This is a genomic window from Saccharopolyspora rosea, assembly GCF_025643595.1.
Taxonomy (GTDB): Bacteria; Actinomycetota; Actinomycetes; order Mycobacteriales; family Pseudonocardiaceae; genus Saccharopolyspora; species Saccharopolyspora rosea.
The window spans coordinates 3,503,331-3,530,258 of record NZ_CP102826.1 but is presented as its reverse complement, the minus strand read 5'-3'; the positions used below and the strand labels follow the sequence as shown (position 1 = coordinate 3,530,258).

The following is a 26,928-nucleotide window of genomic DNA, read 5'->3' as shown; positions in this document are numbered from 1 at the left end:
CGCGGAAATCCGGCCGGTGCACCCGGAATTCCGTGGTTCGCGGGTGTTCCGCTGTGCCATTCCGGTGCGCTCGTGCCGGAAGTGCACGGCGGTACCAGGCTGGCGGGAGAGCGGTCGGGACGACGTTTTCCCGCGCCGCGCGGGAAGAAATCACCGATGCCCGCGCGGGTGCGGCGGAAAGCGCCCGAGGTGTCCTCAGTGGACGTGTCAGCCGCGCTGCCGGAGCCGGGCGTTCGGGAGTTCGGGAGCGGGCAGGGTGTGCTGCCACTGCTCGGGGAAGGGGCCGAACGCCGGGGACTCACCGCGACGGGCCTGCTGCCACCGTTCGCGGTACTCGACGATCTCCTCGTGCGTGCGCCCGATGAAGTTCCACCACATCACGATCCGCTCCCGCAGCGGTTGCCCGCCGAGCAGCAGCAGGCGCGCGGGTGCGTCGGGCGCCGCGTCCAGCACCAGGCGGTCCGCGCCGGGCGGCGAGTGGAGCAGCTGCCCGGCAGCGCCGGGCACCCCGGCCGCCGTGACGTGCCCGGAGTCGACCAGCACCCCGTGCTCGAACCCGGGGTCGACGTCGAGGACGAGGCGTTGCCCGGGGCGCAGCGAGATCTCCGCGCCGAGCAGCGGCGTGAACGTCTCGACCGGGGAGGTTTCGCCGAGCAGCGAACCGAGGAACACCAGCACCCGCGCGCCGTCGGCGTCGACGGGGGAGGGGGCGTGGTGCTCGAAGGCGGGCTCGGTGAACCGGTGCTCGTCCGGCAGCGCCACCCACAGCTGCACGCCGTGCAGCGAGGTCGTCTCCGGCGTGGAGAACTCGGAGTGCGCGATCCCGGACCCGGCGGTCATCAGGTTGACCTCGCCGGGGCGGACGAGGGCGTGCGAGCCGACCGTGTCGCGGTGCTCGATGACCCCGTCGAACAGCCAGGACACCGTCTGCAACCCGGTGTGCGGGTGCCCGGGGACGCGCATGCCCCCCGGTGGTCGCCACGTCGTCGGGACCGTAGTGGTCGACGAAGCACCACGCGCCGATCAGCGAGCGAGTCCGCTGCGGCAGCGTGCGCCGCACGGTCATCCCGCGCGGCCCGCCGAGCGGCACCTCCCGCGGTTCGAGCGCGCTGCCGCGCGCGTGGGCCCGGTCCGCTGCGCTCCGGCAGGTCAGCTCCGCCGGCGCCGTGTCGAGGTTGCTCATCGTCGATCTCCCCTCCCGCGCCGCCCAGCGTAGCCGCCACCTCGGCGAGCCGGTCGACCCGTCACCGGGGCTGCTTGGTCCAGCGCTTCCGGTAGGAGTCCTGCTCGTCGCTGAGCACCTTCGCGATGTACTCGTTGGTCAACTGGGCCAGGTGGTGCGCCACGACCGGCTCCCGCTTCGTCTCCCACGCGTTGCGCCGCTCGTTGTCGCGGACGTAGCCCTCGTCGGTGAGCACCCGCACGTCGAGCAGGACCTGCCCGACGACGTCGCCGTCCGCATCATGAGCGGGGAAGCGGAACTGCTCGTAGCCGGAGGAGATCTGCCAAGGCAGCGACACGTCGGCGGTGAACGGGATCAGCGGGGTGCCGTCGGTCTTGTCCAGACCGATGTCCAGCTCCCACGGCGCCACGTCGGGAGCCTCGTCGGCTGGCCGCACCGTGGGACGCCAAGCGGAGAAGTAGGCGACGCCGTTGCTGACGTAGTAACCGGCGATCGTGGAGTCCTTGACCGAGACCGGGAGTTCCGCGCTGCCGAGCACCTCGCCGTGCCGCAGTTCGACGCGGATGCGGGCGTCGGTGAGTTTGGTCTGCTTCGCCGGTGAGGCGAACACGTGGATCCCGTGCACCGTCACCGACAGCACGGTGCCGCTCGTCGCCGGTGCCAGCGCGAAGGAACGCCAGCCCATCGGGATCGCGGTCTGGGTGAGCGGGGCGAACTCGGCGACGAACCGCTCGACGAGGAAACCGAGTCGCACGTTGTACCCGGTCGGGTCCTCAATGGACTGGACGAACCGGCGAACCCGTTCGTGCAGCGGCGGCAACGGTGGCAGATCCCCGGTGTGGTTGTCGACACGAGCGGTCAGTTCCGCACCGATCTCCCCGAGCAGCGAGTGCGCGGTGGCGTGCACCAGTTCGTTGACCGCGTCCGGGAACTTCTCGTCCGGTGTGTCAGCCAGCTTCTTCATGATCAGCGGGGCTGAACCCTCCAGCATCGTCAGGATGGCGTGCGCGGGCAGCGGCGAGATCGCGAACAGCGGTGCCTCGGAGCTGACCAGCACCTGCGTGGTCGTGTCCCCCGCGAAGTATTCCGACAGCCCGTCCTCGCCCACCTCCAGGTAGAGGTCGTGCAACCACTGCGGGCGCAGGTCCGGATCCGGTCGGGCCGGTGGCGCCTGGTAGGGCTCCGTCCCCGAGCTGGTGCGGCGCACGAGCGCCGGTGGTGCATCGGTGCGCAGCGAGCGGACGCCGTGCTGGGCGAACGTCGGCACGTTGCGGCTCAGCGCCTCGGGATCGGCCGCGCCGTAGTCGGCTTCCTCCGAGTTCGCCCGCTGCGCCAGCACGAAGGGGTGGGTGGCGGAGAACGCGAAGCCGGTGTCGCCCAGCCGGTGCAGCGTGCGGTCCTCGCGCGGAACCCGCATGGCCAGCAGCACCCGGCGAGGACCGCTGGGCGTGCTCACCTCATCGCCCGCGCGCACGTCCTCGATGTTGCGCAGGGTTCCGTCGGCGAGCACGACCTGGGTACCGGGCGCGAAGCAGCTGCCGCTGGGCACGCTGCGGTACCTGCTGCCGGGTTGGCCGTTGGCGGTGAACTCGAAGGAGTTGTCCTCCGGCAGGTAGACCGGCCACGACCCCCAGAACCCGCCGCTGTAGCGGCCGGCTTTGATCGGGCCGTCCGCCTCCGCGAAGTCGGCCACGCCGAGGTCACGGGTGAACCACCACGCCGACCACGTCGCCCAGGGCGGCAGGTCGGCGACGCTGTGCGAGGACCGCGCCGGACCGAGGTCGCCGGGAACGGGCAGTCCCTTGTCGATGCACGTCCGGATGGTGCGGTCGACGTCGTTGAAGGTGGCACCCAGCATGTAGAGCTTGATCCAGTGGTGGTACAGCTCCCAGTGCTGATTGCCCCAGTTGCCCTGGCACCACATGAGGTACCGGCCGTTGATCCACGCCTCGGAGGTCAGCGACCGGGTGTAGAGGTCCAGCGCCTCCTTGCGCGCCTCGGCGGTCGAGAACTTCGCGAACGTCGTGGCGATGTTGCTGGCGGCGCTTGTGGCGAGGTAGGCGTACCACGTGAAGCACGACTTCTTGAGCACGTCGTTGGCCGAGCGCAGATCGCGGTCGACGTCGCCGCGGCGGATCTGCGGGCGGAGTCTGCTGGTGACCTCGTGGATCTGCTGGCACAGCGCGGTCACCGCGAGATCGGACCAGAACTGGGCGTTGAGCCCGGTCTCCTTGGCCAGCCGATCCTGCCGGGAGTCGTGCCGGTAGCCGGGGAAGAACAGGTCGCGGAAGGCCGGGCCCGTGCCGATCAGCTGGGAGTAGTTGCCGGGGGTGGATCCCTTGACGTGGTTGACGATCAGCCGCCGCGACTCGGAGCCGATCGGGTTGGTGTGCTGTCCCGGTAGTGCCGCGAAGAAGTCCTCGACGTCCTTCTTGTCCACTCGGGTGATGGCTTCGGTCATTCCTGGCTCCAAGGCGGGGAAGGGTGCTCCGCGCCGTCGGAGCGGCGCGGAGCACCTGGGGTCACGAAACGCCGACGAGGGATTCTTCGGCTCGACGCGGCTCGGGCGTGACGGCCTCCGGCGGCATCAGCTTCGCCGGATCGCTGACCTCGAAGGTGAACTCGACGGAATCCTGGTTCTGGGGTCCCTTGGCGGTCAGGGTGTACGTCCCCTTCGGCACCGGCTTGACCTTCGTCGACGGCTTCATCCGGATCCGCCCGGTCCCGCTGTCGAATTCCAGGTTCGAGTCGGCCGGCAGCGCCGGGCTCAGCGAGAAAGCGATCGGTTGGCTGCCCGGCACCTCGAACGACGGGTACTGCTCCAGGTTGCGCCGGTTGGTCGTCCAGTGGATGTCGTTCATCCGCAGACCTTCGAACCCGAGCACCTCCATCCTGAGCCGAACGGTGGCGCCACTGCCGTCGGTGGCCTTCCACCCCGTCGTCCCATCGGTGTCGAGGTAGCGCTTCTTCCCGGTCTGGAGGTACCAGTACTCGTTGTACAGCCGGAATCTCGCGGCTTTGAGCACGTCGGTCTGCTTCCCGCCGCCGTCGGGCGAAGGGATCTGCTCCCGCTCGATGCCGCCCTGCAGTTCCGCACGCCACCGCGCCCGCTTCTTTTTCTTCTCGTCGGTCTCCCGGTCGGTCGTGGCGGCGTCCTGCACGACCAGCTTTCCGTTGTCGTCCAGCACCAGGTCGACGGCCCTGATCGTGCCGTCCTGCACGACGGGGGAGCGCAACATCGCCCGGCCCTCCTCGTCGACGTGGAGGTAGAACGCGGTGCGCGCTGTCTTGTCGAACGGTTTCTGCGACAGCGTCCGGTTCTCCTCGATCCGCATGCACCGCTTGTCGTCGCCGTGCGCGGCCATCGACAGCGCCACCCGGGCCGAGCCACCACCGCTCGGCTCGTAGATCTCGAAGTCGTCGATGTCGACCTCCTGCGGGCTGTAGAAGTTCGAGCGCGCCGCGAACTTCTCGACCTCGGTCTCCCTCGGTCGCGTCCACCACAGGATGAGGAAGACCACGCCCGCGATCAGCGCCACCACACCCAGCACGGAGATGAGCGTCAACATCGTGCTGATCGCGAAACCCCCGAGACTGCCGAGAAGTCCCGCCGACACGGCCCACGCCCCGGCCGAGGCGACGAACTGCAGCGTGGACGCCGCCAGGAACAGCGCGTTGGCGGTCGTCTCGTAGGGATCACCGCTGCCCTCGACGAGCGACCAGATCGAGATCCCCATTCCCACCAGCGCGAGCGCCGCGGTGAACCGGGTGGACATGAACTCGGTCAGGTTCCGGCCGAAGATCTTGTGGATCGCCGACACCTTCGACACCCCCGAGCCCGCCCCGGGAATGGTGGCGGAGCTGACCCCGGCCTGGATGGCCTGCTGCCCCATCTTGAGGTTGTAGGTGTTGCGCGGCATGCCGCTCTGCAACAACCAGGACCGGAATCCGCCCAGGCCGTCGAGACTGATCTTGCCGATGTAGCTCTGCCCCAGCAGCGCCCGGCCGATGGACATGAAGCCGTAGCCGGACTTGAAGACCTCGTAGGCGGCCAGTCCGTTGCGGATCACGATCGAGGCCATCTGCGCGACCATCGAGACGGTCGTGGCGATGATGACGGCTTTCTGCTGGTCGGGAACCTCGTCCCAGTCCACGACGCCCGCGGCGAAGAAGTAGATCATCGCCGCGGCCGCCGCGTACGAGATCACCCGCGCGATCCCCACGAGCTTGGGGAACTGCTTGCCGACGGCCTCCTCGTACCGGACGATCAGCCCGGCCCACTCGCCGGACAACCGCGACACGCTCGACAGCACGCCGAGGAGGTCGCGGATGTTCTCCGCGGTGGCCTTCTCCGCCAGCTCCTTGGCGAGTTTGCGCATCTCCTCGTCGTCGCTGTTCTGGTACTTCTCGATGAACTTCTGGATGGTCTCCCGCACAGCTGCCGCCAGGTAGTCGTGCGACGTGGCGTAGTCGGACAGCTGCGGCAGCAGGCTGGTGATGTTGAAGGCTCCCAGGACGTACATGTACTCCCCGGCGATCTTCCCCGAGGGGTCGAGCGCGCCCAGCAGGGCGGCGACCTTCTCGACCTCCTTGGCCACGGCGAGCCCGCTGTCGCCGTTGAGGATGTTGCCCAGGTACTTGTTGAGCTGGCTGACCGAGGTGGCGGTGGCGAACAGCGCGAACGCCCAGTAGCGCTTCTGGTCCTTGGCGTAGGTGCCCAGGTTCTGGTACCTGGTGATGACTTCTTCCAGCTTCTCCTTGTCCTCGTCGTTGCTCGCGCTGAAGCTGTTCCGCGCCCTACTGACCCATTTCGCCACGGTCTCGTCGATCTGCGGCTTGTACTCCTCCGCCTTGTTCTTCTGGTCGTCCAGGTAGTCCCGGAACGTCGTGTAGCGCTTTTCGAGGTGGCGGACGTAGAGCGCCCGGGTGTGCGCGCTCATCACTTTGCCGGTTTCGCACTGCTTGCGGAACCACTCGTTGGCGCGACGGCCGTTCAACTTCCTGGCGCCCGGGTTGTCGGAGTGCGCGCGCAGCGCACCGGCGACGTAGGACTCGCTCAGCCCGGCGTACCAGGTGGTCGGGTTGATGCCGTCGACGGGCTGGCGGGCGATGGCCTCCACCGCGGGATCGAGCAGCGGTGGGTTCGCGGCGATGAACTTGGCGCGCAGGTCCGGGTCCATGCGGCTGACCAGGATCTGGTGGGAGTCCTCCATGGCCGCTTTCTGGACCGCGTCGTGGACCTTGCCGTCCTCGACGTCGTGCGGCGTCATGTTCAGCAGCGCGGTGACGGACAGCGTGCGGTAGGACACCGTTCGTTTCGCGATGAAGATCCCGGTCCCCGCCACGCCCGGGGACGCCTGGGCCGCGGTTTCGGGGTCGACCCGGCGGCCTTCGGCCTTGAGGCCCTCGGTGGCGACGATCTGCTCACCGTCCGGTGAGAACGTCAGACTGCCCGACTCGGGCAGCGGCACGTCCTTGTTGGTCTGGTAGCCCCACCAGACGAGCTTGCGGCCCTGCACCCGGCTCTTCACCGGGACGTCGTTGATGTACATCGTGTCGTCGTGCACGGCGATCACGGCGTGCGGTGCGTCGGTCTGCTTGGTGAGGGCCTTGAGGTAGTACATCCCGCCGATCCGGCCGCCGCTCCACTCGCCCTGGATGCCGTAGACGACCTTGTCCCCGTCGATGTCGACGGCCATGCCGCCCTCGAAGGTGTCGGAGAACGGTGCCATGACGGCGCGGAGTCGGTACGGGAACAGGTTGTTCACGCTCTGCGGGGGACGGCCGTACAGGTGGCTGAACGTGATCTCGTCGGTCCCGTCCTCGGCCTTGCGCACACCGCCCGTGATCTCGTCGGTAGGCGGTTCCCAGACCTCGCCGGACTTGTAGTCCCGGAATTTCGCCGTGAACACCAGCTCCGGATCGTCGCCCCGTTGCGCGGGTGCCTGCTTGACACCGTAGGTGAAATGCAGAACGGCGTCCTTGCTCCATTCGCCGTTCTTCCATTCGTCGCTGTCGACGTTCCAGGAGATGTAGTCGCCGCCGTCCCCGGAGAAGAATGCCGCGCCTTCGCAGACCCGCACGTGGTAGGTCTGCGGTTTCACGACCAACCTGACCGTAAACGGGACGTCGCCGTATTCGATGGTGCCGAACGCTTCGAGCCGCAGGCGGCTGAATTCGAAACTGCCGGATATTCCGGTCGTGCCGTCGTGCGTGCGGAATTCGACGAGGCGTCGCTCCGGCTGGTAGGAGAAGTCCTTGCGGCGCACCGGGTACGGCCCGATGTAGAGCTGGTCCCGGGACGGATCGGCGGGGTCGGGTGTGACCAGTGTCACCGTTTTCGGCAGCGTGGCCGCCGCTTTCTCGGACCGGTCGTCCGGAAAAACGGGCTCGGCGTCCACGACGGAATAGGTCCGGGTGTTGCGGTACAACACCCGGACCAGTTCATCCTGTTCGTTCTCGACCTGGATCCGTTCTTTCTGCCTTCGCGCTACGCGGCGGTCGAACTCCTGGGCCTCTTTTTTGTTCAGGGCCCACGCATACGTGTCGAACATGGCGTTCACCCAATCGCCGTCGGCTGGTGCGGAACCGCTCCAGACGTTAGCAACGCCCCCACGTGAAGGCCGCGTCGTCCGGCAACCTTCACGCAGGGGAGTGGGTGAGTCGGAACAGATTAATTCTTCGGAAAACGCGTTACGCGCGTCGGGCCGGTCGGCCGAGGATGTAGGTGCGGGCCACGGCTCGTTCGTCGCCGAGGGTGGCGAGCACGAAGAGGCGTTCGCGGAACGTCGAGGCCGCCTCGGTGCGGCGTTTGAGGACCGGGGTCGCCGCCCAGTCCAGCACGACGAAGTCGGCCTCCCGGCCGGGGCGGAAGCTGCCGATGTCCTCCTCCATGTGCAGGGCCCGAGCGCCGCCGAGGGTGGCCAGGTAGAAGGAGCGCAGGGCGGTCAGCGTCGCGCGGGAGTCCTCCGGGATGCGGTCCGGATAGGTGTTGCCCAGCGCCACGACCTTGTACGCCTCGTTCATGGTGGCCAGCATCGAGTAACTGGTGCCGCCACCGACGTCGGTGCCCATTCCGACGCGCACGCCCGCGTGACCGAAGCGGTTGAGCGGGAACAGGCCGCTGCCGAGGAACAGGTTGGAGGTCGGGCAGAACGCCACCGCCGCGTCGGTCTCGGCGAGGCGTGCGCGGTCGACGTCGTCGAGCCAGACCGAGTGGCCCCAGACGCTGCGCGGGCCGACCAGGTCGCACTTGTCGTAGACGTCCAAATAGGACCTCGGGTGCAGTGCACCCTTGAACTTCCGCATTACGGCGTCGACCTCGTCGCGGTTCTCCGCCAGGTGACTCTGCGACCACAGTGGACGGTCAGTCCGGAGGGAGTCCTGGTACAGCCGGCCGGCCATCTTCAGCGCCGCCACGGTGGAGGTCAGCGCGAACCGGGGCGAGACGCTGTAGCGCAACCGGCCGTTGTGGTGCCACCGCCGGATCAGCTCACGGGTGTCGGCCTCGGCCTGTGCCAGGCTGCGGTCGAGGTACTCGTCCGGGACCGGCCCGCCCTGGGACCGGCCACCATCGTCCATCAGGAGCTTGCCCGCGACCATGCGGAGGTTCCGGCGGCGCGCCTCGGCGAACAGTGCGTCGGTCGAGTGCTTGTACGTGGTGGTGTAGACGCTGGCCGTCGTCGTCCCGGCCGCCAACAGCGCGTCCAGGAAGAACGACGAGGTCTGGCGCGCGTACCGCGGGTCGCGGAAGCGCATCTCGGCGGGGTACATGTAGTCCCGCAGCCACGGCAGCAGTTGGCCGCCGGGACTGGCGATGGCGTCGACCTGGGCGGAGTGGATGTGGGTGTCGACGAAGCCCGGCACGATCAGCCGGTTGCCGTGGTCGACCACCTGCGCGCGGCGGGCGAACCGCGGCAGCTGCTCGCGTCGTCCCGCCCACAGCACGCGGCCGCGGCTCACCACCAGCGCCCCTGGCTCGAACACCTCGTAGGAGTCCGGGTCGTCTTCGCCTTCCGCGCCGGGCACCCACGGATCGTCGGTGAAGTGCAGCACGGTTCCGAGGAAAACCGTCAGATCCTTCGCCCGCTCCGATTCCGCCTCGGCTGAGTCGTCCACTGTGGCCATTCCTGCGGCGGTGACCGCGCCCACCCCGGCGAGGAAGCTCCGCCTGTCGAATTCGTGTCCCGTCACGGCCATAGCGTCGACCGCGCGCCGAACGATCTTGAGCGCGATCGCGACGGTGACCAGCCCAACGAGTGAGAGCGGACTACCCGTGCGTCGGCCGGGCGAACGTCGTCGCCACCTCCTCGAAGACGGCGGTGATGGCGTTCTCGGCGGGAGTGGGTCTGCGTTCGGCGAGGCGTGCCAGCAGGATCCGCCGGATCGGTGCGTACCCGCGGATCGGGACGATGGCGACGTCGTCGCGCGGGTTGGTCAGCGCCAGGCGGGGTGCGACCGCGACGCCGAGTCCGACACCGACCATGGCCTGGGCCTCCTGGTAGTCGTGGGCCTCGTAGACGATCTGCGGTTCGAAACCGGCCGCCCGGCAGCTGCGGGCCAGCACCTCGGCCACCGGGTTGTTCTCCGCGCGGGTGATCCACGGTTCGCCGGCCAGCGCGGACAGGTCGATCGAGGTGCGCCGCGCCGCCCAGTGGTGCCTGCCGACGACCAGTGCGGCCTGGTCGTCGAGCAGGTGCCGCACCTGCAACCCGTCGTCGTCGAGCCGGTTCCACTCGTAGTCCCACAGCAGCGCGAGTTCGATGGTGCGGTTCTCCAGCATGTGCCGCAGACCGGCCAGCAGTCCGCTGCGCACGGTCAGCCGGACCTCCGGGTGCAGCTCGCGGAACCGCGTCACCGCGGGCGGCAGCAGCGAGGAACCGGCGGTGGGGAACGTGCCGAGGAACAGCCGGCCCGCGCGCAGCCCGGCGATCTCGTCGAGTTCGGCCCGCGTGGCGCGGATCTGCTGCCGGATGCGGGTGGCGTGGCGGACCACGGCCTCGCCCGCGATCGTCAGCGAGATGCCGCGGCTCTGGCGTTCCAGGAGCGGTTGGCCAGCCTCGTCCTCCAGTTTGGCCAACTGCTGGGACACCGCCGACGGGGTGTAGTTCAGCGCCCGGGCCGTCGCGGTGATCGACCCGTGCGCGGCGACGTCCGCGAGCAGGAACATGCGCCGCACGTCCGGTTCCACCGCCGCACCTCCTTTCAGTTCAACTTAACGCCTCTCCAATTTTTCGCGATTGTACTGAAGGCTGTGCTGCACCAGTCTCGACATCCGTCGGAACCCCGAGTGCAGAGAGGACCTCCCGTGCGACTGAGTGCGGCGCTGGTGCGCGGCGGCACGAGCAAGTGCTGGATCTTCCACGCGCCCGATCCCCGGCGCGACGACTGGGAAGGGGTGCTGGTCCGCGCGTTCGGGTCCGCCGACCCGCGCCAGATCGACGGCGTCGGCGGCGCCACCCCGACGACGTCGAAGGCCGCCCTGGTGGGGCCCAGCGCCGAACCCGGCGTCGACGTCGACTACACCTTCGCCCAGGTCGGCATCGGCCGCGAAGTCGTGGAATGGGGCAGCAACTGCGGGAACTGCGCCACGGCCGTCGGTCTGCACGCCGTCCAGTCCGGACTCGTCGCCGCCCGTGACGACGCCACTGCGGTGCGCATCCGCAACCGCAACACCGGCGCGTTGCTCACGGTCGTGGTGCCGACACCGGGTGGCGCGGCGCCGGACGGCGGCGACGGGATGGTCCCGGGCGTGACCGGAACCGGGGTCCCCGTCACGCTGTCCTTCGTGGATCCGATCGGCACCACCACCGGAACCCTGCTGCCCGCGGGCGAACCCACGACGGCGCTGCGGCACGGGACCGCACCGGCCACATTGGTCGACGCCGGTACCCCGGCGGCCCTCGTCGACGCCGCCGCACTCGGCCTGACCGGCGCCGAACCGGCCGACGCGCTGGCGGACGCCATCCCGCCGCTGACCCTGCTGCGCCGCCAGGCGGCGCTGGCGATGGGACTGGTGCGCGAGGACGACCCGGTCAGCCACGCGATCCCGAAGATCGGCGTCGTCGGACCGCCCGCCGACTACCAGGCCACCGACGGCCGCACCGTCCGCGCCGCCGACCACGACCTGTCCGTGCGGATGCTGTCGATGCACTCGGTGCACCCCGCCATCGGCCTCACCGCCGCCGTGGCGGTGGCGGTGGCCGCGACCACCCCCGGTTCGGTGCCCGCGGCGTGCCCGCGGCACCACGTCGACCCCGGACGGGTGCGGCTGGGCACGCCCGCCGGCGTGGTCGAGGTGCGGCTCGAACGCGACGCGACCGGCGCGGTGCGGGCGGCCACCCTCCGGCGCGCCGCGCGGTGGATCGCCGACGCCGAGCTGAACGTGCCCGAACCCACCCTCGTCCCCGCCGAACCGGTCGCACCACCGGTGTCGGCCTGAGAAGCGGAGGCGCCAGTCATGACCAACGGAGCTCAGACGCCCAGCCGCGTCCGCCGCGTCCTGTCCCACCTCTACGTCCAGGTCCTCATCGGAGTGCTGCTCGGTGCGGTCGTCGGCCTGTGCTGGCCGGACGTCGGCACCGCGCTCGGCCCGCTCGGCGACGGCTTCGTCAAGCTGATCAAGATGGTCGTCGGACCGATCATCTTCTGCACGGTCGTGGTCGGCATCGCCTCGACCGACAGCGCGCGCAGCGTCGGCCGCATCGGGCTCAAGGCGCTGGTGTACTTCGAGGTGCTCACCACCGTGGCGCTCGCGCTCGGCCTGGTCGTGGTGAACCTGGTGCGCCCTGGCGACGGCATCCACGCCGATCCGGCCACGCTGAGCGAGAACGGGCTGCCCGCGTCCGCCACCGCCCAGCACGACGGTTTCGCGGACTTCCTGCTGCACATCATCCCGAACACGGTGGTCGGCGCGTTCACCGAGGGCGAGATCCTGCCGGTGCTGTTCGTGGCGATCGTGTTCGGTTTCGCGCTCCAGGCCGCGGGCGAGGCGGGCGCGTCGATCGTGCGCGGTGTCGAGTCCATCTCGAAGGTGCTGTTCACCGTGATCCGCTGGGTCATGCGGGCCGCCCCGGTCGGCGCGTTCGGCGCGATCGCGGCCACCACGGGCAAGTACGGCGTGCGGACGTTGCAACAGCTGGCCGCGCTCGTCGGCACGTTCTGGCTGACCAGCCTGCTGTTCGTCGTGGTGGTGCTCGGGCTGGTGCTGCGGCTGCACGGGCTCGGGCTGTTCAAGCTCCTGCGCTACCTGCGGGAGGAACTGCTCATCGTGCTGGGCACCTCGTCGACCGAGCCCGTGCTGCCCCGGATGATGACGAAGCTGGAGGACCTGGGCGCGGCCAAGAAGGTGGTGGGCCTGACGATCCCGTCCGGCTACTCGTTCAACCTCGACGGCACCGCGATCTACCTGACCATGGGCGCGGTCTTCCTCACCCAGGCCCTCGACGTCGACCTGTCCCTGTGGGACCAGCTCGGCATGCTGGCGATCATGCTGCTCACGTCCAAGGGCGCGGCGGGTGTGACCGGCTCGGGCTTCGTCGCGCTGGCCGCCACCCTCTCGGCCGTGCCGCACGTGCCGGTCGCCGCGCTCGCGCTCATCGTCGGCGTCGACCGCTTCATGTCCGAGGCGCGCGCACTGACCAGCCTCGTCGGCAACGCCGTCGCGACCCTCGCGATCGCCCGCTGGGAAGGTGCGCTCGACCGCGACCGCGCCCGCGCCGTGCTGGACGGCAGGACCCCGCCCGCGCCGGCCCCCGTCCGCGACCGGGTGGAGGAGCCCACCGCGGCCGGTTGACCGAGCAGACCGGACGGCCGAACCCGCCCGCGCGACGTCGCACGGGCGGGTTCGGCCGCGCGAGTGGCAGGCGTGTCGTGCCCGGCGCCCGGATCGGGGATCCACAATGGACGAACTGTTCCGAGCCGATCCCGCGAGATGGGAGAACGACCATGCCAGACAGCGCCGTCCTCGGCCACGACGCCCCGGCTGAGCAGGCAGCGCCCGACGCCGCCGTCTTCGTCGCGCTCTACACCGGGCACGTCCTCCGCGCGGGCTTGCGCCTCGGGCTGCCGGACGCCCTCGGCGACGAACCGGCGTCGGCCGCCGAGCTCGCCGACCGGATGGGACTCGACCCCCGAGCACTGCGCCGCCTGCTGCGCGCGCTCGTGGCCCTCGGCTTCCTCGACCGGACCGCTGACGGCCGCTACGCGCACACACCGCGTTCGCAGCTGGTGCGCGCGGACGACGAATTCGGGCGTTCGCTGGCCGCGTTCGCCACCAACCCGGCTGTCGAACAGGCGTGGCACGGGCTGGCCGAGTCGGTGCGCACCGGCCGGGGACCGTTCGCCGCCCACCACGGCACCGACTTCTACACCTACCTGTCCGGCGACGACGGCCTCTCGACCGCGTTCCGCACAGCGATGCGCGCTGGTGAGGAGTGGATCGCGAGCTCGGAAATCGAGGCACTGGCCCAGTACGCGTCCGGAACCGTCGTCGACGTCGGCGGCAACCGGGGAGCACTGCTGCGGGAACTGCTGATGTGCGCACCGCGTGCCCGTGGAATCCTGTTCGACCTCGCCTCGGTGGTCGACGACCCGGATCCGGAACTGCGTTCCGGTGCGCTCGCCGACCGGTGCGAGCTGGTCGCCGGTGATGCCCGCGAATCCGCCCCGGCGGGTGCGGATCTGTACGTCCTGCGGGCGGTGCTGCACAACTGGGACGACGAGACGGCCGTCCGCATCCTGACCAACTGCGCCCGCGCGGGCCGTCCCGGGGCGCGCGTGGCGGTCATCGAGATGGTGCTGCCCGAGGAGGCGACGCCGTCGCCGATGGCGGCCGTGTCGGACCTGGACATGTTCGTGCTGTTCGGCTCCGGTGAGCGGACCGAGTCCGAGTTCGTCGAGCTGTTCCGGCGCGCCGGGCTCGACTACGCCGGTTCCCGCCCCGCCTCCGGCCTGACCCACCTCATGGAGTGCCGCATCCCGTCCTGAGCGTTTAAGACCACAGTGGACGGAAGTTCGTCCGTCCACTGTGGTCCGGAGTCACCAGATGACGGGAAGCTGCCGCGGCAGCTGCACGTACCGGTCCGGCACCCATTCGAGGTCGGTGGGTGGCACCGCCAGGCGCAGGGCGGGCATCTCCGCGAGCAGCACCTCGAACGCCGCGGCGGCCACCGCGCGGCTCAGGTGCGAGGCGGGGCAGTAGTGCCGCCCACCGCCGAACTTCAGATGGGTCGACGCGCGTTCGCGGTCGATGTCGAAGCGGTCAGGTTCGGCGAAGACGTCCGGATCGTGGTTGGCAGCGTCGGTCACGACCAGCACCAACTCGCCCCGCCGCACCGTCACGCCGCCCAGCTCGACGTCCTCGGTGGCGATGCGGCCCAACCCGCCGCCCATGGTGACCGTGCTGCGCAGCAGTTCCTCGACCGCGTGCGGCACCTCCTCGGGGTGCTCGGACAGGCGTCGCGCCACCTCCGGGTGCTCCAGCAGCACGAGCGCGCCGACGGTCAGCAGCCCGGCCGGGTTCGCGACCGCCGAGATCAGCAGGAACCCGGCGAGGTCCATGAACTCGTCGTCGGTGAGCGGGACCAGGCCGTCGGCTCCACCACGGGAGTCCAGGACGCGTCGTTGCGCGTCGACGAGGTCGTCGAGCATGCCCGCGGGCTCCTCCCGCGGCCGGTCGAGGTAGCGGCGCATGTACCGCTGCAGGTGCTCCAGGTTGGCGAGCCTGTCCGCAGTGGAGTAATCGCCCATGCAGAGGTCCTTCTCCACCATCTCGACGAACACCTCGTCGTCGGCCTCGGGCAGCCCGAGCAGGCGGCGGGCCACCGCGAAGATCACCGGATTCGCCCACTCCGACAGCAGATCCGCGGGCTGGCCCGACATCCGCATCCGGTCCAGCTGCTCCCGCGCGGTCGAGCGCACCCAGTCCATCGGCACCGCGGTCTGCCCGGGACCGACGTGCCGCATGAACTCGTCGCGCAGCCCCGCCTCGGACAGCCGGTTCATGGTGTTGGCGCCGATCGGCGGGAAGCGGATCTCGTCGCGTTGCGGGACCCCCTCGGCCGCGTGGGTCTGGCTGAGGCTGAAGCGCGGATCCCGGAGCACCGCCAGGCAGTGCTGGTAGCTCGTCACGTACCAGGCGGGTTCTCCGGTGGCGGTGACGACGCGCGCCACCGGGCTCCGCCGACGCAGCGAGTGGTAGGCGGGTGACAGCAAGTCCCCGCGGGGATTCGCGAAGGCGTACTCGGGAATTTCCTGAGCGGTCATGTGTTTTCTCCCCGTCCGCGCAGTGCACCAGTGGCAGCGTTCGCGCGTCGTACCCACCGGGCAAACCGAGTCCGGGAAAAGGCCCCGAAAGAGCGCATCAGTCCGGTCGCCGATTTTCCGCCGGTGGCAACGCAATCGCAGACACGATGGTGGAACACCTGGCACGTCGCGGTTGTAGGCCGCCGGGGCGGGCGGTACAAGATCGGTTCAGTTCCCGGATTCCCGGGGGTTCTCCCAGGAGGTGTTGATGGAGCGCAGCAAGGCGGTCGTCCTGCTCAGCGGCGGCCTCGACTCGGCGACGGCGTTGGCGATCGCCCGCGCCGAGGGGTACGAACCGCACGCGTTGAGCTTCCGGTACGGCCAGCGCCACGAGGTCGAGCTCGACGCCGCCCGCCGGGTGGCCGCGGCGCTGGGCGTGGCCGCCCACGTGGTCGCCGACATCGACCTGCGGGTGTTCGGCGGTTCGGCGCTGACCGCGGACCTCGCCGTGCCGCACCACGACCGCGCCGAGGACGTCGACGCCGCAGCCATCCCGATCACCTACGTGCCGGCGCGCAACACGATCTTCCTGTCCTTCGCGCTGGCCTGGGCGGAAACGCTGGAGGCCGGTGACGTGTTCATCGGTGTCAACGCGCTGGACTACAGCGGTTATCCCGACTGCCGGCCCGAGTACGTCGCCGCGTTCGAGCGGATGGCCAACCTCGCCACCAAGGCCGGCGTCGAGGGGCGGCAGCGGCTGCGGATCCACACGCCGCTGATCGACCTGTCCAAGACGCAGATCATCCAGCGCGGCCTGGAACTCGGCGTGGACTACTCCCTGACGCACAGCTGCTACGACCCCGCAGCCGACGGCCGGGCGTGCGGGAGCTGCGACTCGTGCCTGCTGCGCGCCCGGGGATTCGCCGCGATCGGCATGACCGACCCGGCCTTCGACGAACCCGCCGGGGTGGCGCGATGACCTACCAGGTCAAGGAGATCTTCTACACGCTCCAGGGCGAAGGGGCGAACGCGGGACGCCCAGCGGTGTTCTGCCGGTTCGCCGCGTGCAACCTGTGGAACGGCCGGGAGTCCGGGCGGGCCACCGCGGTGTGCACGTTCTGCGACACCGACTTCGTGGGCACGGACGGACCGGGCGGCGGCAAATTCGCCACGGCGGCGGACCTGGTGGCCGCGATTTCCGCGACGTGGCGGGGCAACGCGCATCCCCGCGCGACACGCTTCGTGGTCTGCACCGGCGGGGAACCGCTGCTGCAACTGGATTCCCCGCTGGTGGACGAATTGCACGAGGCGGGTTTCGAAATCGCCGTCGAGACCAACGGGACCCAGCCCGCCCCCGCCGGGATCGACTGGATCTGCGTGAGCCCCAAGGCCGACGCCGAACTCGTGCTCACCGCGGGCGACGAGCTCAAGCTCGTCTTCCCGCAGGAGGGCGTGGAACCGGCGCGGTTCGAGGGCCTGGACTTCCCGCGGCTGCTGCTGCAGCCGATGGACGGGCCCGACATCGCCGCCAACACGCGCCGGACGATCGAGTACTGCCTGGAAAACCCCCAGTGGCGTCTGAGCATGCAGACCCACAAGTACATCGGGATACGCTGATGGAGATCTTCCGCGAATTCACCTTCGAAGCCGCCCACCACCTGCCCAACGTCCCGGAAGGGCACAAGTGCTCGCGGCTGCACGGGCATTCCTACCGCATCCGGGTGCACGTGGCCGGGGACGTGGACCCGGACGACGGCTGGCTGATGGACTTCGGCGACCTCAAAGCCGCGTTCCGGCCGCTGCACGACCAGCTCGACCACCACTACCTCAACGAGATCGACGGGTTGAAGAACCCGACCAGCGAGAACCTCGCCCGGTGGATCTGGGAGCGGCTGGCCGACTCGCTGCCGCGGCTGTCCGCGGTCCAGGTGCGGGAAACCTGCACATCGGGCTGCATCTACCGAGGGGGAACGGCGTGATCCTGGAGGACGTACAGGGACGGCCCGACGTGCGCGGCGTCGCGCTCGACGAAGTCGGGGTGTCCGGGCTGCGCTACCCGATCGTCGCCTGCGACCGGGACGGCGTGAAACAGGAGACGGTGGGCGAGGTTTCCATGGCCGTCGCGCTCGGCGCCGAGGTGAAGGGCACCCACCTGAGCCGCTTCGTGGAGGTCCTGCACGAGCACGCCGCCGAGATCAGCGTGACGACCGCGCCGGTCATCGCCGACGCGCTGCGCGTGCGGTTGGCGGCTCCCCGGGCGCAGCTGCGGGTGCGCGCCACGTACTTCCGCGAACGGCGGGCACCGGTCAGCGGTGCCCACGCGCTGATGGGCTACGAGGTCGACTGGTTCGCCACCGCGGACTCCGCGACGGCGCGCGTGGAGTTCGGCGCGCGGGTGCCGGTCACGAGCGTGTGCCCGTGCAGCAAGGCGATCAGCGACTACGGCGCGCACAACCAGCGCGGTCACATCACCGTCCGGATCCGGCCGCACGAACGAACTGTCCACAGTGGTGGGATGCCGTGGATCGAGGACCTGATCGACCTGGCCGAGCGGTCCGCCTCCGCGCCCGTTTTCCCGTTGCTGAAGCGGTCCGACGAACGCCACGTCACGATGCTGGCCTACGACAACCCGGTCTTCGTGGAGGACATGGCCCGCAACGTGGCGCAGCAGCTGCGCGAGGACGCCGCGCTGGAGGCGTTCGGGGTGCACGTCGCCAACGACGAGAGCATCCACGACCACGCCGCGTTCGCCGGCATCGAGTGGCCGTGCCCGGGGTCGCTGGCCGACACCCGGTGGGCGTCCGGGTGAGGTGAGCTCTCCGGCGTCGGAGGGGGAGGAGCGCCAGCGGCCGGGTCGCGGGAAGCGGCCCGGCCGCTCCGGCGTTCAGCGGCCGGGCGGCGCCGTGGTGTCCCGGACGACCAGCCGGGCGGGCGTGACGATCTGCTGCGCCGGGTCGTCGCCGCGCGTGGTCGCCCGCTCCACGGCCCGGCGGGCCAGCTCGGCGGCGTCCTGGCTGACGGAGGTGAGGCGGACCGCGGCCAGCGCCGCGGTGCGGGTGTCGTCGTAGCCCACGACCGAGACGTCGGCGGGGACGCGCACCCCGCGGGAGCGCAGCGTGAGCAGCAGGCCGACCGCGATCAGGTCGTTGTGCGCGAGGATCGCGGTGGGCAGCGGCTCGTCGCCGTCGAGGAGGACCGAGGCGACCTCGATGCCCGATTCCTCGGTGGGTGCCCCGCTGATCACCCGGACGTGCCCGTCGAGGCCGTGCTCGCGCATGGTGCGCACGTAGGCGTCGCTGCGGGTGGCGCTCATGACCGCGGTGCCGCCGTCGACGTAGGCGATGCGGCGGTGGCCCAGGCCGACGAGGTGGGCGACGGCGTCGGTGACGCCCTGGCGGTCGTCGGAGTGCACCGAGTCGACGCCCTCGGCCGGTGCGTCGGACCCGATGGTCACGACCGGCGTCCGGGCGGCCAGCTGGGCGAGCGCGTCCCGGGGCAGTTCGGGGGCGATGAGGATCAGCGGTCCGCAGCGGTCGCGCAGCAGGTTGTCGACGGCCCGCGACTCCGGCCGGCCGGCGGTCTTGGCGCTGAGCACCAGGTCGTAGCCGGACGCGTCGGCGGCGCGGTAGAGGTTCTCGACCAGGTCGCCGTGGAAGGTCTGCTCGACGGAGAAGGTCACGCCCAGCACTCGCGGTTCCCGCCGGCGCAGCAGGCTGGCCTGCCGGTCGGGGCGGTAGCCGAGCCGTCGCGCGGCGGCGAGGATGCGCTCCCGCGTCTGCGCCGAGACGCCCGGCTCGCCGCGCAACGCGACCGAGGCCGATGACACCGAGGTGCCCGCGGCCCGGGCCACGTCGACGATCGTGGTGCGTCCGGCTCTGCTGGTCACTGCTCGCCTCCTGTTCGGCCGTCCTCGGCAGACTATGTATTGACATACGTACTTAATGCTGCCTAGTGTCTGCCGTCACAGGGTAACCGAAACGTTTCGGTGCACGGCTCGCCCGCGCTCCCGCGGGCCGCTGAGCGGAGGAGCTCCAACCGATGTCCCCACAACCGCTGTCCGTCGCGGTGATCGGCGCCGGGATGGCCGGGCGCAGCCACGCCGCCGGGTACCGGCAGGTCAACACGGTGTTCGGCGCGGGCCTGCCTCCGATCCGGCTCGCGGCGATCGCCGACGCCAACACCGAGCTCGCCGAGGACGCCGCCCGCCGCTACGGCTACGAGCGGGCGGTCTCCAGCTGGGAGGAGATCGCCGCGGACCCCTCGATCGACGCGGTGAGCATCGTCGTCGGCAACACCCTGCACCGCCCGATCGCGGAGGCGCTGATCGCGGCGGGCAAGCACGTGCTGTGCGAGAAACCGCTGGCCGGCTCGATCGAGGACGCCGAGGCGATGGTGGCCGCGGAGCGGGGCGCCGAGGTGGTGACGGCGGTGGGCTACACCCTGCGCCGGTCACCGGCCATCGCGGCGATCCGGGACCACGTGCGCGGTGGCGAACTGGGCGCGCTGACGCTGTTCCACGGCCGCTACTGGTGCGACTACGCCGCGGACCCGCGCGGTCCGCTGTCCTGGCGGTTCAAGGGCGGACCGGGCAGCGGTGCGCTCGGCGACATCGGGGCGCACGTCATCGACGTGGCCGAGCACCTGTGCGGGCCGATCGACTCGGTGTCCGGCGGGGCGCTGACCACCCAGATCACCGAGCGGCCGGTGCCGACCGGCGCCGTGGTGGGGCACGACGCCGCCCCGGTCGGGGACGAGACGGGCGAGGTGGACAACGAGGACACGGCCGTGTTCACCGCGCGGTTCCGCTCCGGGCTCACCGGGTCGTTCTCGGTGTCGCGCACCGCTTTCGGCCTGCCCAACGGACTCGCGTTCGACGTGCACGGACTGGGCGGCCGGGCGGCGTTCGACTGGCACCGGCCCGCGGAGTACCTGTTCGACGACGCGCAGCCGCGGGGACGTGCCCGGGGCCCGCGGCAGGTCATCGTCGGTCCGCAGATGCCGTACTTCGCCGGTGGCTACCCGATGCAGGCGCCGGGCAACGGCGGCGGCAACGCCGAGATGTTCGTCTACCAGTGCCGCGCGTTCCTCGACCAGGTCACCGGCTCCACCGACCCGCTGCCCGCGTGCGCCTCGTTCGCCGACGCCCTGCACACCATGCACGTCATCCGCGCCGTCGTGCGGTCCGCCGAGGCCGGCGGCGCGCCCGTCGACGTCGCCTGATCCGAGGAAAGGTCGCCATGCCGCTCAAACTCGGTGCCTACACCGCCTGCCTGCACGACCGCCCGCTGGTGGACGCTCTCGACGTCCTGCGGGACAACGGTTTGCGGTCCGTGGAGGTCAACACCGGCGGGTTCCTGCCCGCCCCGCACTGCCCGGTGGACCTGCTGCTGAGCTCGTCCCGCGCCCGCGACGACTACCTCGCCACCTTCGCGGAGCGCGGGATGGAACTGACCGGGTTGAACTGCAACGGCAATCCGCTCAACCCGCTGCCCGGGGTCGGCCCCAAGCACGCCCACGACCTGCGCCGCAGCATCGAACTGGCCGGGCTGCTCGGGGTGCGCACCGTGGTGACGATGTCGGGCACGCCCGGCTCGGACCCCGACGCGAAGTACCCGTCCTGGGTCGTCAACCCCTGGGACGGCGTCTACCTGGACGTCCTGGACTACCAGTGGGGCGTGGCCGTCGAGTTCTGGAAGGACATCGACGCGCTGGCCCGCGCGCACGACGTGCGGGTCGCCATCGAGATGCACCCGCACAACCTGGTGTTCTCCCCGGTCACCCTCACCAGGCTGGTGGAGGCGACCGGGGCGGCGAACCTCGGCGCGGAAATGGACCCCTCGCACCTGATGTGGCAGGGCATGGACGTCCCCGCCTGCATCCGCCACCTCGGCCCGCTGGTGTTCCACGCCGCCGCCAAGGACGCCGCGCTGTGCCCCGGCGTCGACGTGCGCGGGGTGCTCGACAGCTCCTTCGCGCGGGTGCCTGCCGACGCGCCGGAGAAGGTGCCGACCGGGATCGGGTACTGGTGCGGCGCCTGGCCGTCCGATCCCGCCTGGAAGTTCGTCGCGGTCGGCCTCGGCCACGACACCGCCTACTGGACGCGGTTCCTGGCCGCGCTCGCCGAGGTCGACCCGGACATGCCCGTCAACATCGAGCACGAGGACGCCGACTACTCGCGGGTCGACGGGCTCGCCCGCTCCGCCGCCACCCTGCACGCCGCCGCCGCTGACCTGTGAGACGAGAGGAACAACGATGAAGATCGCGCTCGACCCGCACATGTTCCGGTTCACCCCGCTGCTGGAACTGCCGAGACTGGTCGCCGAACTCGGTTATGAATGGATCGAGCTGTCGCCCCGCGACGACGTGCTGCCGTTCTTCACCCACCCGCGCATCGACGACGCCACGATCCGCCGGTTCCGCACCGAACTCGACGCCGCGGGTGTCGGGATCGCCTCCGTGCTGCCGCTGTACCGCTGGTCGGGTCCGGACGAGGACGACCGGCAGGCCGCGGTGCGCTACTGGAAGCGCGCCATCGAGATCACCTGCGAACTGGGCGTGGACGTGATGGTCTCGGAGTTCAACGGCCGTCCGGAGGTCCCCGGCCGCAGCGAGGGCCGGTTCTGGCAGTCGATGGAGGAACTGCTGCCGATCTTCGAACGCGAGGGCATCACGCTCAAGCTCGAACCGCACCCCGACGACTTCATCGAGGACGGGCACGCCGCCGTCGACCTGGTCCGCGGCATCAACTCGCCGAACGTGCAGTTCCTCTACTGCGCACCGCACACCTTCCACATGGGAAACGACGCACCCGGGATCATGCGGCACGCGGGGGACCTGCTCACCCACGTGCACGTGGCCGACACCTTCGACCACACCGCGTCGTCGGGACTGCGCTACATCGTCAACCCGCCGGGGTCCCCGGCCCGCATCCACCAGCACCTGGACATCGGCCAGGGGGAGGTGGACTGGGACGAGTTCTTCGGGGGCCTGCGCGACAACGGGTTCGACGGGATCATGACCGCCTGCGTGTTCGCCTGGGAGGACCGCGCCCACGAGTCCTCCCGGTACATGCGGGAGAAGATCGCCGAGTACACGAAGGACTGGGCCGCGGTCAGCTGACGAGCAGGGCGCTGTCCCAGCGGGAGGCGGCACCGGCGGAGAAGCCGTGCAGCGCGAGCGCGATTCCCGCCGCGCCTTCCAGGAATCCCGCGCGGTGCGGGGCGGGGCGGTGCGCGGGGTCCGGGAACCGCCGCCGGTAGGCGTACCCGAACGGGTGCGCCGGGTCGTGGGCGGCGACGACCTCGGTCGCCAGGCGCGGCAGGTGCGCGGCGAGCCGGGAGTCGCCGCTGTCGTCGGCCATCAGCTGGGTGATCCGCAGCACGCCCGACCAGCCGTGGCACAGCGAGCAGTCGGTGATGCCCGGCTCAGGGAGGTCCAGGGCGGTCACCAGGCCGGTCACCGCCGCGGCGCACCAGTCCTGCCGCCGCAGGGCGCGTCCCGCCAGGTACAGCGCGCGGGCCACGCCCGGTGTGCCGTAGCACCAGGCGGTCATCTCGGTTCCGGGCGGGGATTCGGCGGTGGTGGGCCAGAGTCCCCGCTCGGTGCGCCAACCGAGCAGTTGCTCGGCGATCAGCTCGATCGCGTCCCGCTGGCCCGGCACGCGGCAGCGCTCCTCCCAGGCCAGCGCCAGCAGCGCCAGCGGCCCGCAGATGCCGTGCGAGAGCCCGAGATCGACCCGCCCGGAGTCCGTGCGGATCCACCAGCCGGGCACGGCTCCGGCCGGGGTGTCGAGCGGCCGGGACAGCCGGACCAGGTAGCGCAGCACCTCGCGTAGCAGCTCGGAGTTGCCGCGCAGCAGCAGGTAACGGCCCAGCCCGCTGGCGCCGTTGACGGTGTCGTAGTGGTCCATCCGGGCACCGGGCCGTCCCGCGTCCAGCCGCGCGGACTCGGCGGCGAGCAGGTCCCGGAGCTGCCCTGTGATCCGGTCGTCGAGCTGGTCGAGCAGCGTCGCGTAGTCGCGTTCGGACCGCCGGGTCAGCGCGGCGGCGTAGGCCAGCGAGGCCAGGCCGCCGAACAGGCCCCCGGGTGGGCACTGCTCGGCCGCGGCCGCGGCCCGGGACAGGTGGGCGTGTGCGACGCGCCGCAACGCCGGGTCGTGGTGGGCCAGTTCGGCGTACAGCACGGCGACGCCGGTGTGGGCTTCGCCGAGCCCGATCGGCCCCCACGGCGGCACCGGTTCCGGCATGCCCGGCAGGTGGTCGGTGTTGTCCGCGGTGGTCGCGATGCGGGCGACGTGCTCGGGGTCGGCGAGTCGGGCGGCCAGTTCGGCGGTGATTTCGGTGGCCTGCCGCGTCGGGGGACTCGTCCGCGTCATCCGGTGCTCCGCTGCCGGTCGCGGTGCGCCTGCACGACGCCGCGCACCACCGCCAGCACGGCCCGCTCGGACGTCTCGTCCACCCCGGCGAGCCGGTTGTGGTGCAGGTGCAGCAGCGACAGGACCACCTCGTCGGGAGCCGACCACGACCGCGCGCCGAGGTCCTGGAGGCAGCGGGCGTAGTCGTCGATCGCCGTCGCGCGTCGCTGCCAGATCTCCAGCAGCGCCGCACCGCCCGGGCGGGCGCACAGGCCCTGCCACTCGCCGACCGGGTCGATCAGCGCCACGGCCTCCCGGCGGCGGCGCTGGAACTCGCGGTGGTGCTCGTCCTTGGGCACGGCCCGCAGCACCAGATCCGTCCACAGTGGTCGGTCCTGGTGGAAGCGGCGGAGCAGGTCCGCGCATCCGGCCGCGGCGAGCACGATCGGGTCCAGGTCGAGCCGCGGGCGCAGCGCCAGCGTCTCGACGACCGCCCGGCTGTCGGCGTGGAAGGCCGCCTCGGCGGCGGTGATGGCCTCCGGGCCGCCGTAGCGCTCGATCTCGGGATCGTAGGTGCGCAGTTCCGGCGGCCCGATCACCCCGTCCGCGCGCAGTTCGCGCAGCCACCGGTGGACGCCGTCGAGCGCCTCGGTGCGCAGCCGCAGTCGCACGTGGTGGCGGCCGTGCTCGGCGTAGCGCAGGAAGAACCAGCGATCCACCGCGATTCGGCCGAGCAGCGCCGGAAGCGCGGAGGTCAGCAGTTCGTCCTGCCACCGCGCGTCGCACGGCAGCACGGCGTAGAGCCACTCGCCGCCGGGCAGGTGCTCCGGGTGTCCGCGCCGCTGCGGTGCGATGCGCGGCAGCGTGCGGGCCTCGTCGTGCGGCCGCCGGTTCAGCAGCGGGATGACCAGTTCGCTGCGGTGCCCGCCGCCCGGACCCGTCAACCAGCCCGACCGCGCGGGGGCGGGGACCTCGTGGAGCACGGCGCCCTCGCGCCGTCCCAGTTCGTGGCGCAGCAGCCGTTGGTGCACCGGTTCGTCCAGGCGGAGGTCCAGGGCCTGGTCCGCGTACGACACGCGGACCTCGTCGGGAACGCGCCAGCGCCGACGCCACTGCCGCAGGTGCCGGAGCCACTCGTCGAAACCGGCCGACTGGTCGAGCAGTTCCGGACTCGGACGCCACCTCGCCGTGCTGAGCACGGACCGCCCGTGGCGCACCCGCGGCGTGTACGGCAGGGCAGCGGCCCGGCCCCAGTCGAAGCCGCGCGGCCCCCGCACTCCCGCCGCGGCGATGTCGGCGAGCAGCCGGGCCGCGTTCGGGGCCAGCGAGGTGAGGTCGAGCTTGTGCATGACCACGGGCGCGACCTCGCACCCGCTCGCGGTGTCGACCACGAACAGCCGGTGCGCGTCGGCGCAGACGGCCAGTTCGGCCAGCCGCAGCGTCCCGGGCTCGTCGTGGAAGACGCCGAGCGGGACCCGGTGTTCTGTCCACTGTGGAGACATTGCGACGTTGCCGCCGCGCTCGTGACCGGCGGCGAAGGTGATCTGGGCGGGCACGGCATCCGGGCGCTGCGTCGGGTGCCGGGCGGTCCTAGCCGCCAGCTCGCGCAGGGCCCGGTGGGTGCCCTCGTCGAGGAGGTGGGCGAACCGCCCGAAGCAGGCCACCGCCGGCCCGGTCGTCCCGCCGTGGACGACCAGGCGGAACTCGCCGTCGCGCAGGTCCTCCGGCGAGTCGGCGAGGAGCTGGGCGACCAGTTCGGTGGCGGCCGGTGGTGTCCCCGTGGCGTTCCACAGCCGGGACAGCAGCGGGTCGTCGTCGAGCACGATCTCCTCGGCGCCGTCGAGCAGCGCCTGCTGCGCCCGGTGCAGCAGGACCCGGTCGCGGTCGGTCTCGGTCGCGTCGGCGCGCGCGGGGCGCCGGTGGCTCGGCGGTCGGCGGTACCCCGCGGGTGCGCCCAGACCGGCGTCCGGATCCAGCAGCTCCAGCACCGCAACGGCCCGGCCGACGCCGTAGCGCTCGACGAACTCGGCGTGGTAGCGGTCCAGTTCGGTGCTCGCAGGTTCGGGGGACAGGTGCCACAGCAGGTCCGCGGCCTTCTCCGCCTCGCGCTGGACGGCGGGCGGCAGCCGCAGGTCCGCGTCGAGCACGAGGTCCACGTGGGCCGGGTGCTCGGCGGCGCGCAGCTCAGCCGCGCGAGCGGTGACCGCGTCCCACGCCGCGCGCCCCGGGCGGGCCTCGTACCGCCGGAGTTCCGCGACGACCCCGCGCAGCTGCTCGCGTTCCTCGACCAGCACGTCGCCGAACCCGTCGAGGACGCCGAGCACGTGCTCGGCGGGATCGGCGTCGTCCGGGGGACGCAGCTCGGTCAGCAGGACGTCCTCGCCGATCAGCTGGTCGAGGACCCGGTCGATCGCCTCGGCGGCGGCGTCCGGGAACCGCTCGGCGAGCAGCGCCTCCAGGTCCGCGCCGCGGATCGGGGTGCGCGCGGCCTCCAGCACGAGCCGCACCGGCCCGGTGCGGCGGAGGCTGACTTCCCGCACCGGATCCGCCCCGGACCGCGCCGGCACGTGGGGCAGGACGACCCGGCCGCCGCGCACCGAGCACAGGTCGTTGACCACCAGCCGCAACCGCCTGCGCACGTCGGGACGCCGCTGCCACTCGTCGACCAGGCCGAGCACCCAGTCCCGCTGCGCACCCGCGACGCGGCGGTGGTCGCCGCCGAAGGACACCTTGGCGTCGGCGTCGCGTTCGGCGAACTCGCCGACGGCCACGCCCGCCATGAGCCCGAAGGGCGTCGACCTGGTGGCCATGCGCACCCGGTACGCGCTCAGCGCGCGCACCGCCCGCCGGACGTCGGCCGCGCGCGTGCACCGCCCGGCGAGGATCTCGTCCCACCGGCGGGCCAGCGCAGGGCTGGACACCGCCACCGCCTCGCGCATCAGCGCGTCCTCGGCCAGCCGCGCCAGGTAGCGGGTGCTCGCCGCCAGTTCCCCGGGCCCGTCCGGGATGTCGGCGGCGGTGTCGGCGGCCCGCTCGACCGGGAACACCGGGGCCCGCAGCATCACGATGTCCGCGCAGCGGAACAGGTTCGGTTCGTCCACTCCAGGTCCCTCGCACAGTGCCGGATGCGTCTGCCGGGCGTCGGCCC

Annotated in this window: 18 protein-coding genes and 1 pseudogene; 10 read left to right on the top strand and 9 right to left on the bottom strand. The window is 71.2% G+C overall.

Going from position 1 to position 26,928, the window contains the following annotated elements; genetic code table 11:
* Nucleotides 1–207: 207 nt before the first annotated feature.
* The 5 genes and pseudogenes from NV263_RS16420 to NV263_RS16400 all read right to left on the bottom strand — a co-directional run bounded on the left by NV263_RS16420 (nucleotide 208) and on the right by NV263_RS16400 (nucleotide 10,373).
* Nucleotides 208–1,183: pseudogene (locus NV263_RS16420) on the bottom strand (pirin family protein).
* A gap of 61 nt (nucleotides 1,184–1,244) precedes the next feature.
* On the bottom strand, nucleotides 1,245–3,644 hold the full coding sequence (locus NV263_RS16415) for a Hint domain-containing protein (protein WP_263247174.1): 2,400 nt from the start codon (nucleotides 3,642–3,644) through the stop codon (nucleotides 1,245–1,247).
* Between the two features lie 61 nt (nucleotides 3,645–3,705).
* Nucleotides 3,706–7,617, bottom strand: coding sequence for an MFS transporter (locus NV263_RS16410; protein ID WP_263247173.1), 3,912 nt, complete (start codon nucleotides 7,615–7,617; stop codon nucleotides 3,706–3,708).
* Between the two features lie 259 nt (nucleotides 7,618–7,876).
* The gene (gene guaD, locus NV263_RS16405; RefSeq protein WP_263247172.1) at nucleotides 7,877–9,376 is read right to left on the bottom strand and encodes a guanine deaminase; all 1,500 of its coding nucleotides are present in this window, start codon (nucleotides 9,374–9,376) and stop codon (nucleotides 7,877–7,879) included.
* A 76-nt stretch (nucleotides 9,377–9,452) separates the two neighbouring features.
* Nucleotides 9,453–10,373 (bottom strand): LysR family transcriptional regulator, encoded by a 921-nt coding sequence (locus NV263_RS16400; RefSeq protein ID WP_263247171.1) that lies wholly within the window; start codon nucleotides 10,371–10,373, stop codon nucleotides 9,453–9,455.
* A 117-nt stretch (nucleotides 10,374–10,490) separates the two neighbouring features.
* On the opposite strand from NV263_RS16400, the gene NV263_RS16395 reads away from it, so the two are divergent.
* From NV263_RS16395 to NV263_RS16385, 3 genes are all read left to right on the top strand, one after another.
* The gene (locus NV263_RS16395) at nucleotides 10,491–11,624 is read left to right on the top strand and encodes a PrpF domain-containing protein (protein ID WP_263247170.1); all 1,134 of its coding nucleotides are present in this window, start codon (nucleotides 10,491–10,493) and stop codon (nucleotides 11,622–11,624) included.
* An 18-nt stretch (nucleotides 11,625–11,642) separates the two neighbouring features.
* Nucleotides 11,643–12,977, top strand: coding sequence for a C4-dicarboxylate transporter DctA (dctA, locus tag NV263_RS16390; RefSeq protein WP_263247169.1), 1,335 nt, complete (start codon nucleotides 11,643–11,645; stop codon nucleotides 12,975–12,977).
* A 152-nt stretch (nucleotides 12,978–13,129) separates the two neighbouring features.
* Nucleotides 13,130–14,170, top strand: a complete 1,041-nt coding sequence (locus NV263_RS16385) for a methyltransferase (protein WP_263247168.1) — start codon at nucleotides 13,130–13,132, stop codon at nucleotides 14,168–14,170.
* Between the two features lie 51 nt (nucleotides 14,171–14,221).
* On the opposite strand, the gene NV263_RS16380 is transcribed toward NV263_RS16385, so the two are convergent.
* A complete protein-coding gene (locus NV263_RS16380) occupies nucleotides 14,222–15,448 on the bottom strand; it encodes a cytochrome P450 (RefSeq protein WP_263247167.1) in 1,227 nt (408 codons plus the stop codon).
* Nucleotides 15,449–15,695: 247 nt separating this feature from the next.
* Between NV263_RS16380 and queC the strand changes: the two genes are divergently transcribed.
* From queC to folE2, 4 genes are read left to right on the top strand one after another with little or no spacing between them, the layout of a single operon-like run.
* A complete protein-coding gene (gene queC / locus NV263_RS16375; protein WP_263247166.1) occupies nucleotides 15,696–16,406 on the top strand; it encodes a 7-cyano-7-deazaguanine synthase QueC in 711 nt (236 codons plus the stop codon).
* Entirely contained in the window at nucleotides 16,403–17,044 is a 642-nt protein-coding gene (gene queE, locus NV263_RS16370; RefSeq protein ID WP_263247165.1) for a 7-carboxy-7-deazaguanine synthase, read from the top strand. Before queC ends, queE begins: the two co-directional genes overlap by 4 nt.
* Nucleotides 17,044–17,406 carry a 6-carboxytetrahydropterin synthase QueD gene (gene queD, locus NV263_RS16365; RefSeq protein WP_263247164.1) on the top strand — a complete coding sequence of 121 codons (363 nt, stop codon included), beginning with the start codon at nucleotides 17,044–17,046 and terminating at the stop codon, nucleotides 17,404–17,406. The genes queE and queD overlap by 1 nt, the downstream gene beginning before the upstream one ends.
* On the top strand, nucleotides 17,403–18,236 hold the full coding sequence (folE2, locus tag NV263_RS16360) for a GTP cyclohydrolase FolE2 (RefSeq protein WP_263247163.1): 834 nt from the start codon (nucleotides 17,403–17,405) through the stop codon (nucleotides 18,234–18,236). Before queD ends, folE2 begins: the two co-directional genes overlap by 4 nt.
* Nucleotides 18,237–18,311: 75 nt before the next feature.
* On the opposite strand, the gene NV263_RS16355 is transcribed toward folE2, so the two are convergent.
* Nucleotides 18,312–19,313, bottom strand: a complete 1,002-nt coding sequence (locus tag NV263_RS16355) for a LacI family DNA-binding transcriptional regulator (protein ID WP_263247162.1) — start codon at nucleotides 19,311–19,313, stop codon at nucleotides 18,312–18,314.
* Nucleotides 19,314–19,465: 152 nt separating this feature from the next.
* Here NV263_RS16355 and NV263_RS16350 point away from each other — a divergent pair, with 152 nt between their 5' ends.
* Genes NV263_RS16350 through NV263_RS16340 form a run of 3 tightly spaced genes read left to right on the top strand, consistent with a single transcriptional unit; the run spans nucleotide 19,466 to nucleotide 22,546 of the window.
* The gene (locus NV263_RS16350; RefSeq protein WP_263247161.1) at nucleotides 19,466–20,647 is read left to right on the top strand and encodes a Gfo/Idh/MocA family protein; all 1,182 of its coding nucleotides are present in this window, start codon (nucleotides 19,466–19,468) and stop codon (nucleotides 20,645–20,647) included.
* A gap of 17 nt (nucleotides 20,648–20,664) precedes the next feature.
* Nucleotides 20,665–21,663 carry a sugar phosphate isomerase/epimerase family protein gene (locus tag NV263_RS16345; RefSeq protein ID WP_263247160.1) on the top strand — a complete coding sequence of 333 codons (999 nt, stop codon included), beginning with the start codon at nucleotides 20,665–20,667 and terminating at the stop codon, nucleotides 21,661–21,663.
* 16 nt (nucleotides 21,664–21,679) lie between these two features.
* Nucleotides 21,680–22,546 (top strand): sugar phosphate isomerase/epimerase family protein, encoded by an 867-nt coding sequence (locus tag NV263_RS16340; RefSeq protein WP_263247159.1) that lies wholly within the window; start codon nucleotides 21,680–21,682, stop codon nucleotides 22,544–22,546.
* On the opposite strand, the gene NV263_RS16335 is transcribed toward NV263_RS16340, so the two are convergent.
* Nucleotides 22,539–23,801 (bottom strand): lanthionine synthetase C family protein, encoded by a 1,263-nt coding sequence (locus NV263_RS16335; protein ID WP_263247158.1) that lies wholly within the window; start codon nucleotides 23,799–23,801, stop codon nucleotides 22,539–22,541. The genes NV263_RS16340 and NV263_RS16335 overlap by 8 nt on opposite strands.
* The gene (locus NV263_RS16330; protein ID WP_263247157.1) at nucleotides 23,798–26,881 is read right to left on the bottom strand and encodes a lantibiotic dehydratase; all 3,084 of its coding nucleotides are present in this window, start codon (nucleotides 26,879–26,881) and stop codon (nucleotides 23,798–23,800) included. The genes NV263_RS16335 and NV263_RS16330 overlap by 4 nt, the downstream gene beginning before the upstream one ends.
* Between the last annotated feature and the right edge of the window lie 47 nt (nucleotides 26,882–26,928).

What these genes read in the sequence shown, in the direction of transcription:
- NV263_RS16415 (WP_263247174.1), bottom strand. Translation starts at nt 3,644, where the DNA reads ATGACCGAAGCCATCACCCGAGTGGACAAGAAGGACGTCGAGGACTTC.
- dctA (WP_263247169.1), top strand. Translation starts at nt 11,643, where the DNA reads ATGACCAACGGAGCTCAGACGCCCAGCCGCGTCCGCCGCGTCCTGTCC.
- NV263_RS16385 (WP_263247168.1), top strand. Translation starts at nt 13,130, where the DNA reads ATGCCAGACAGCGCCGTCCTCGGCCACGACGCCCCGGCTGAGCAGGCA.
- NV263_RS16380 (WP_263247167.1), bottom strand. Translation starts at nt 15,448, where the DNA reads ATGACCGCTCAGGAAATTCCCGAGTACGCCTTCGCGAATCCCCGCGGG.
- queC (WP_263247166.1), top strand. Translation starts at nt 15,696, where the DNA reads ATGGAGCGCAGCAAGGCGGTCGTCCTGCTCAGCGGCGGCCTCGACTCG.
- queE (WP_263247165.1), top strand. Translation starts at nt 16,403, where the DNA reads ATGACCTACCAGGTCAAGGAGATCTTCTACACGCTCCAGGGCGAAGGG.
- queD (WP_263247164.1), top strand. Translation starts at nt 17,044, where the DNA reads ATGGAGATCTTCCGCGAATTCACCTTCGAAGCCGCCCACCACCTGCCC.
- NV263_RS16350 (WP_263247161.1), top strand. Translation starts at nt 19,466, where the DNA reads ATGTCCCCACAACCGCTGTCCGTCGCGGTGATCGGCGCCGGGATGGCC.
- NV263_RS16345 (WP_263247160.1), top strand. Translation starts at nt 20,665, where the DNA reads ATGCCGCTCAAACTCGGTGCCTACACCGCCTGCCTGCACGACCGCCCG.
- NV263_RS16340 (WP_263247159.1), top strand. Translation starts at nt 21,680, where the DNA reads ATGAAGATCGCGCTCGACCCGCACATGTTCCGGTTCACCCCGCTGCTG.
- NV263_RS16335 (WP_263247158.1), bottom strand. Translation starts at nt 23,801, where the DNA reads ATGACGCGGACGAGTCCCCCGACGCGGCAGGCCACCGAAATCACCGCC.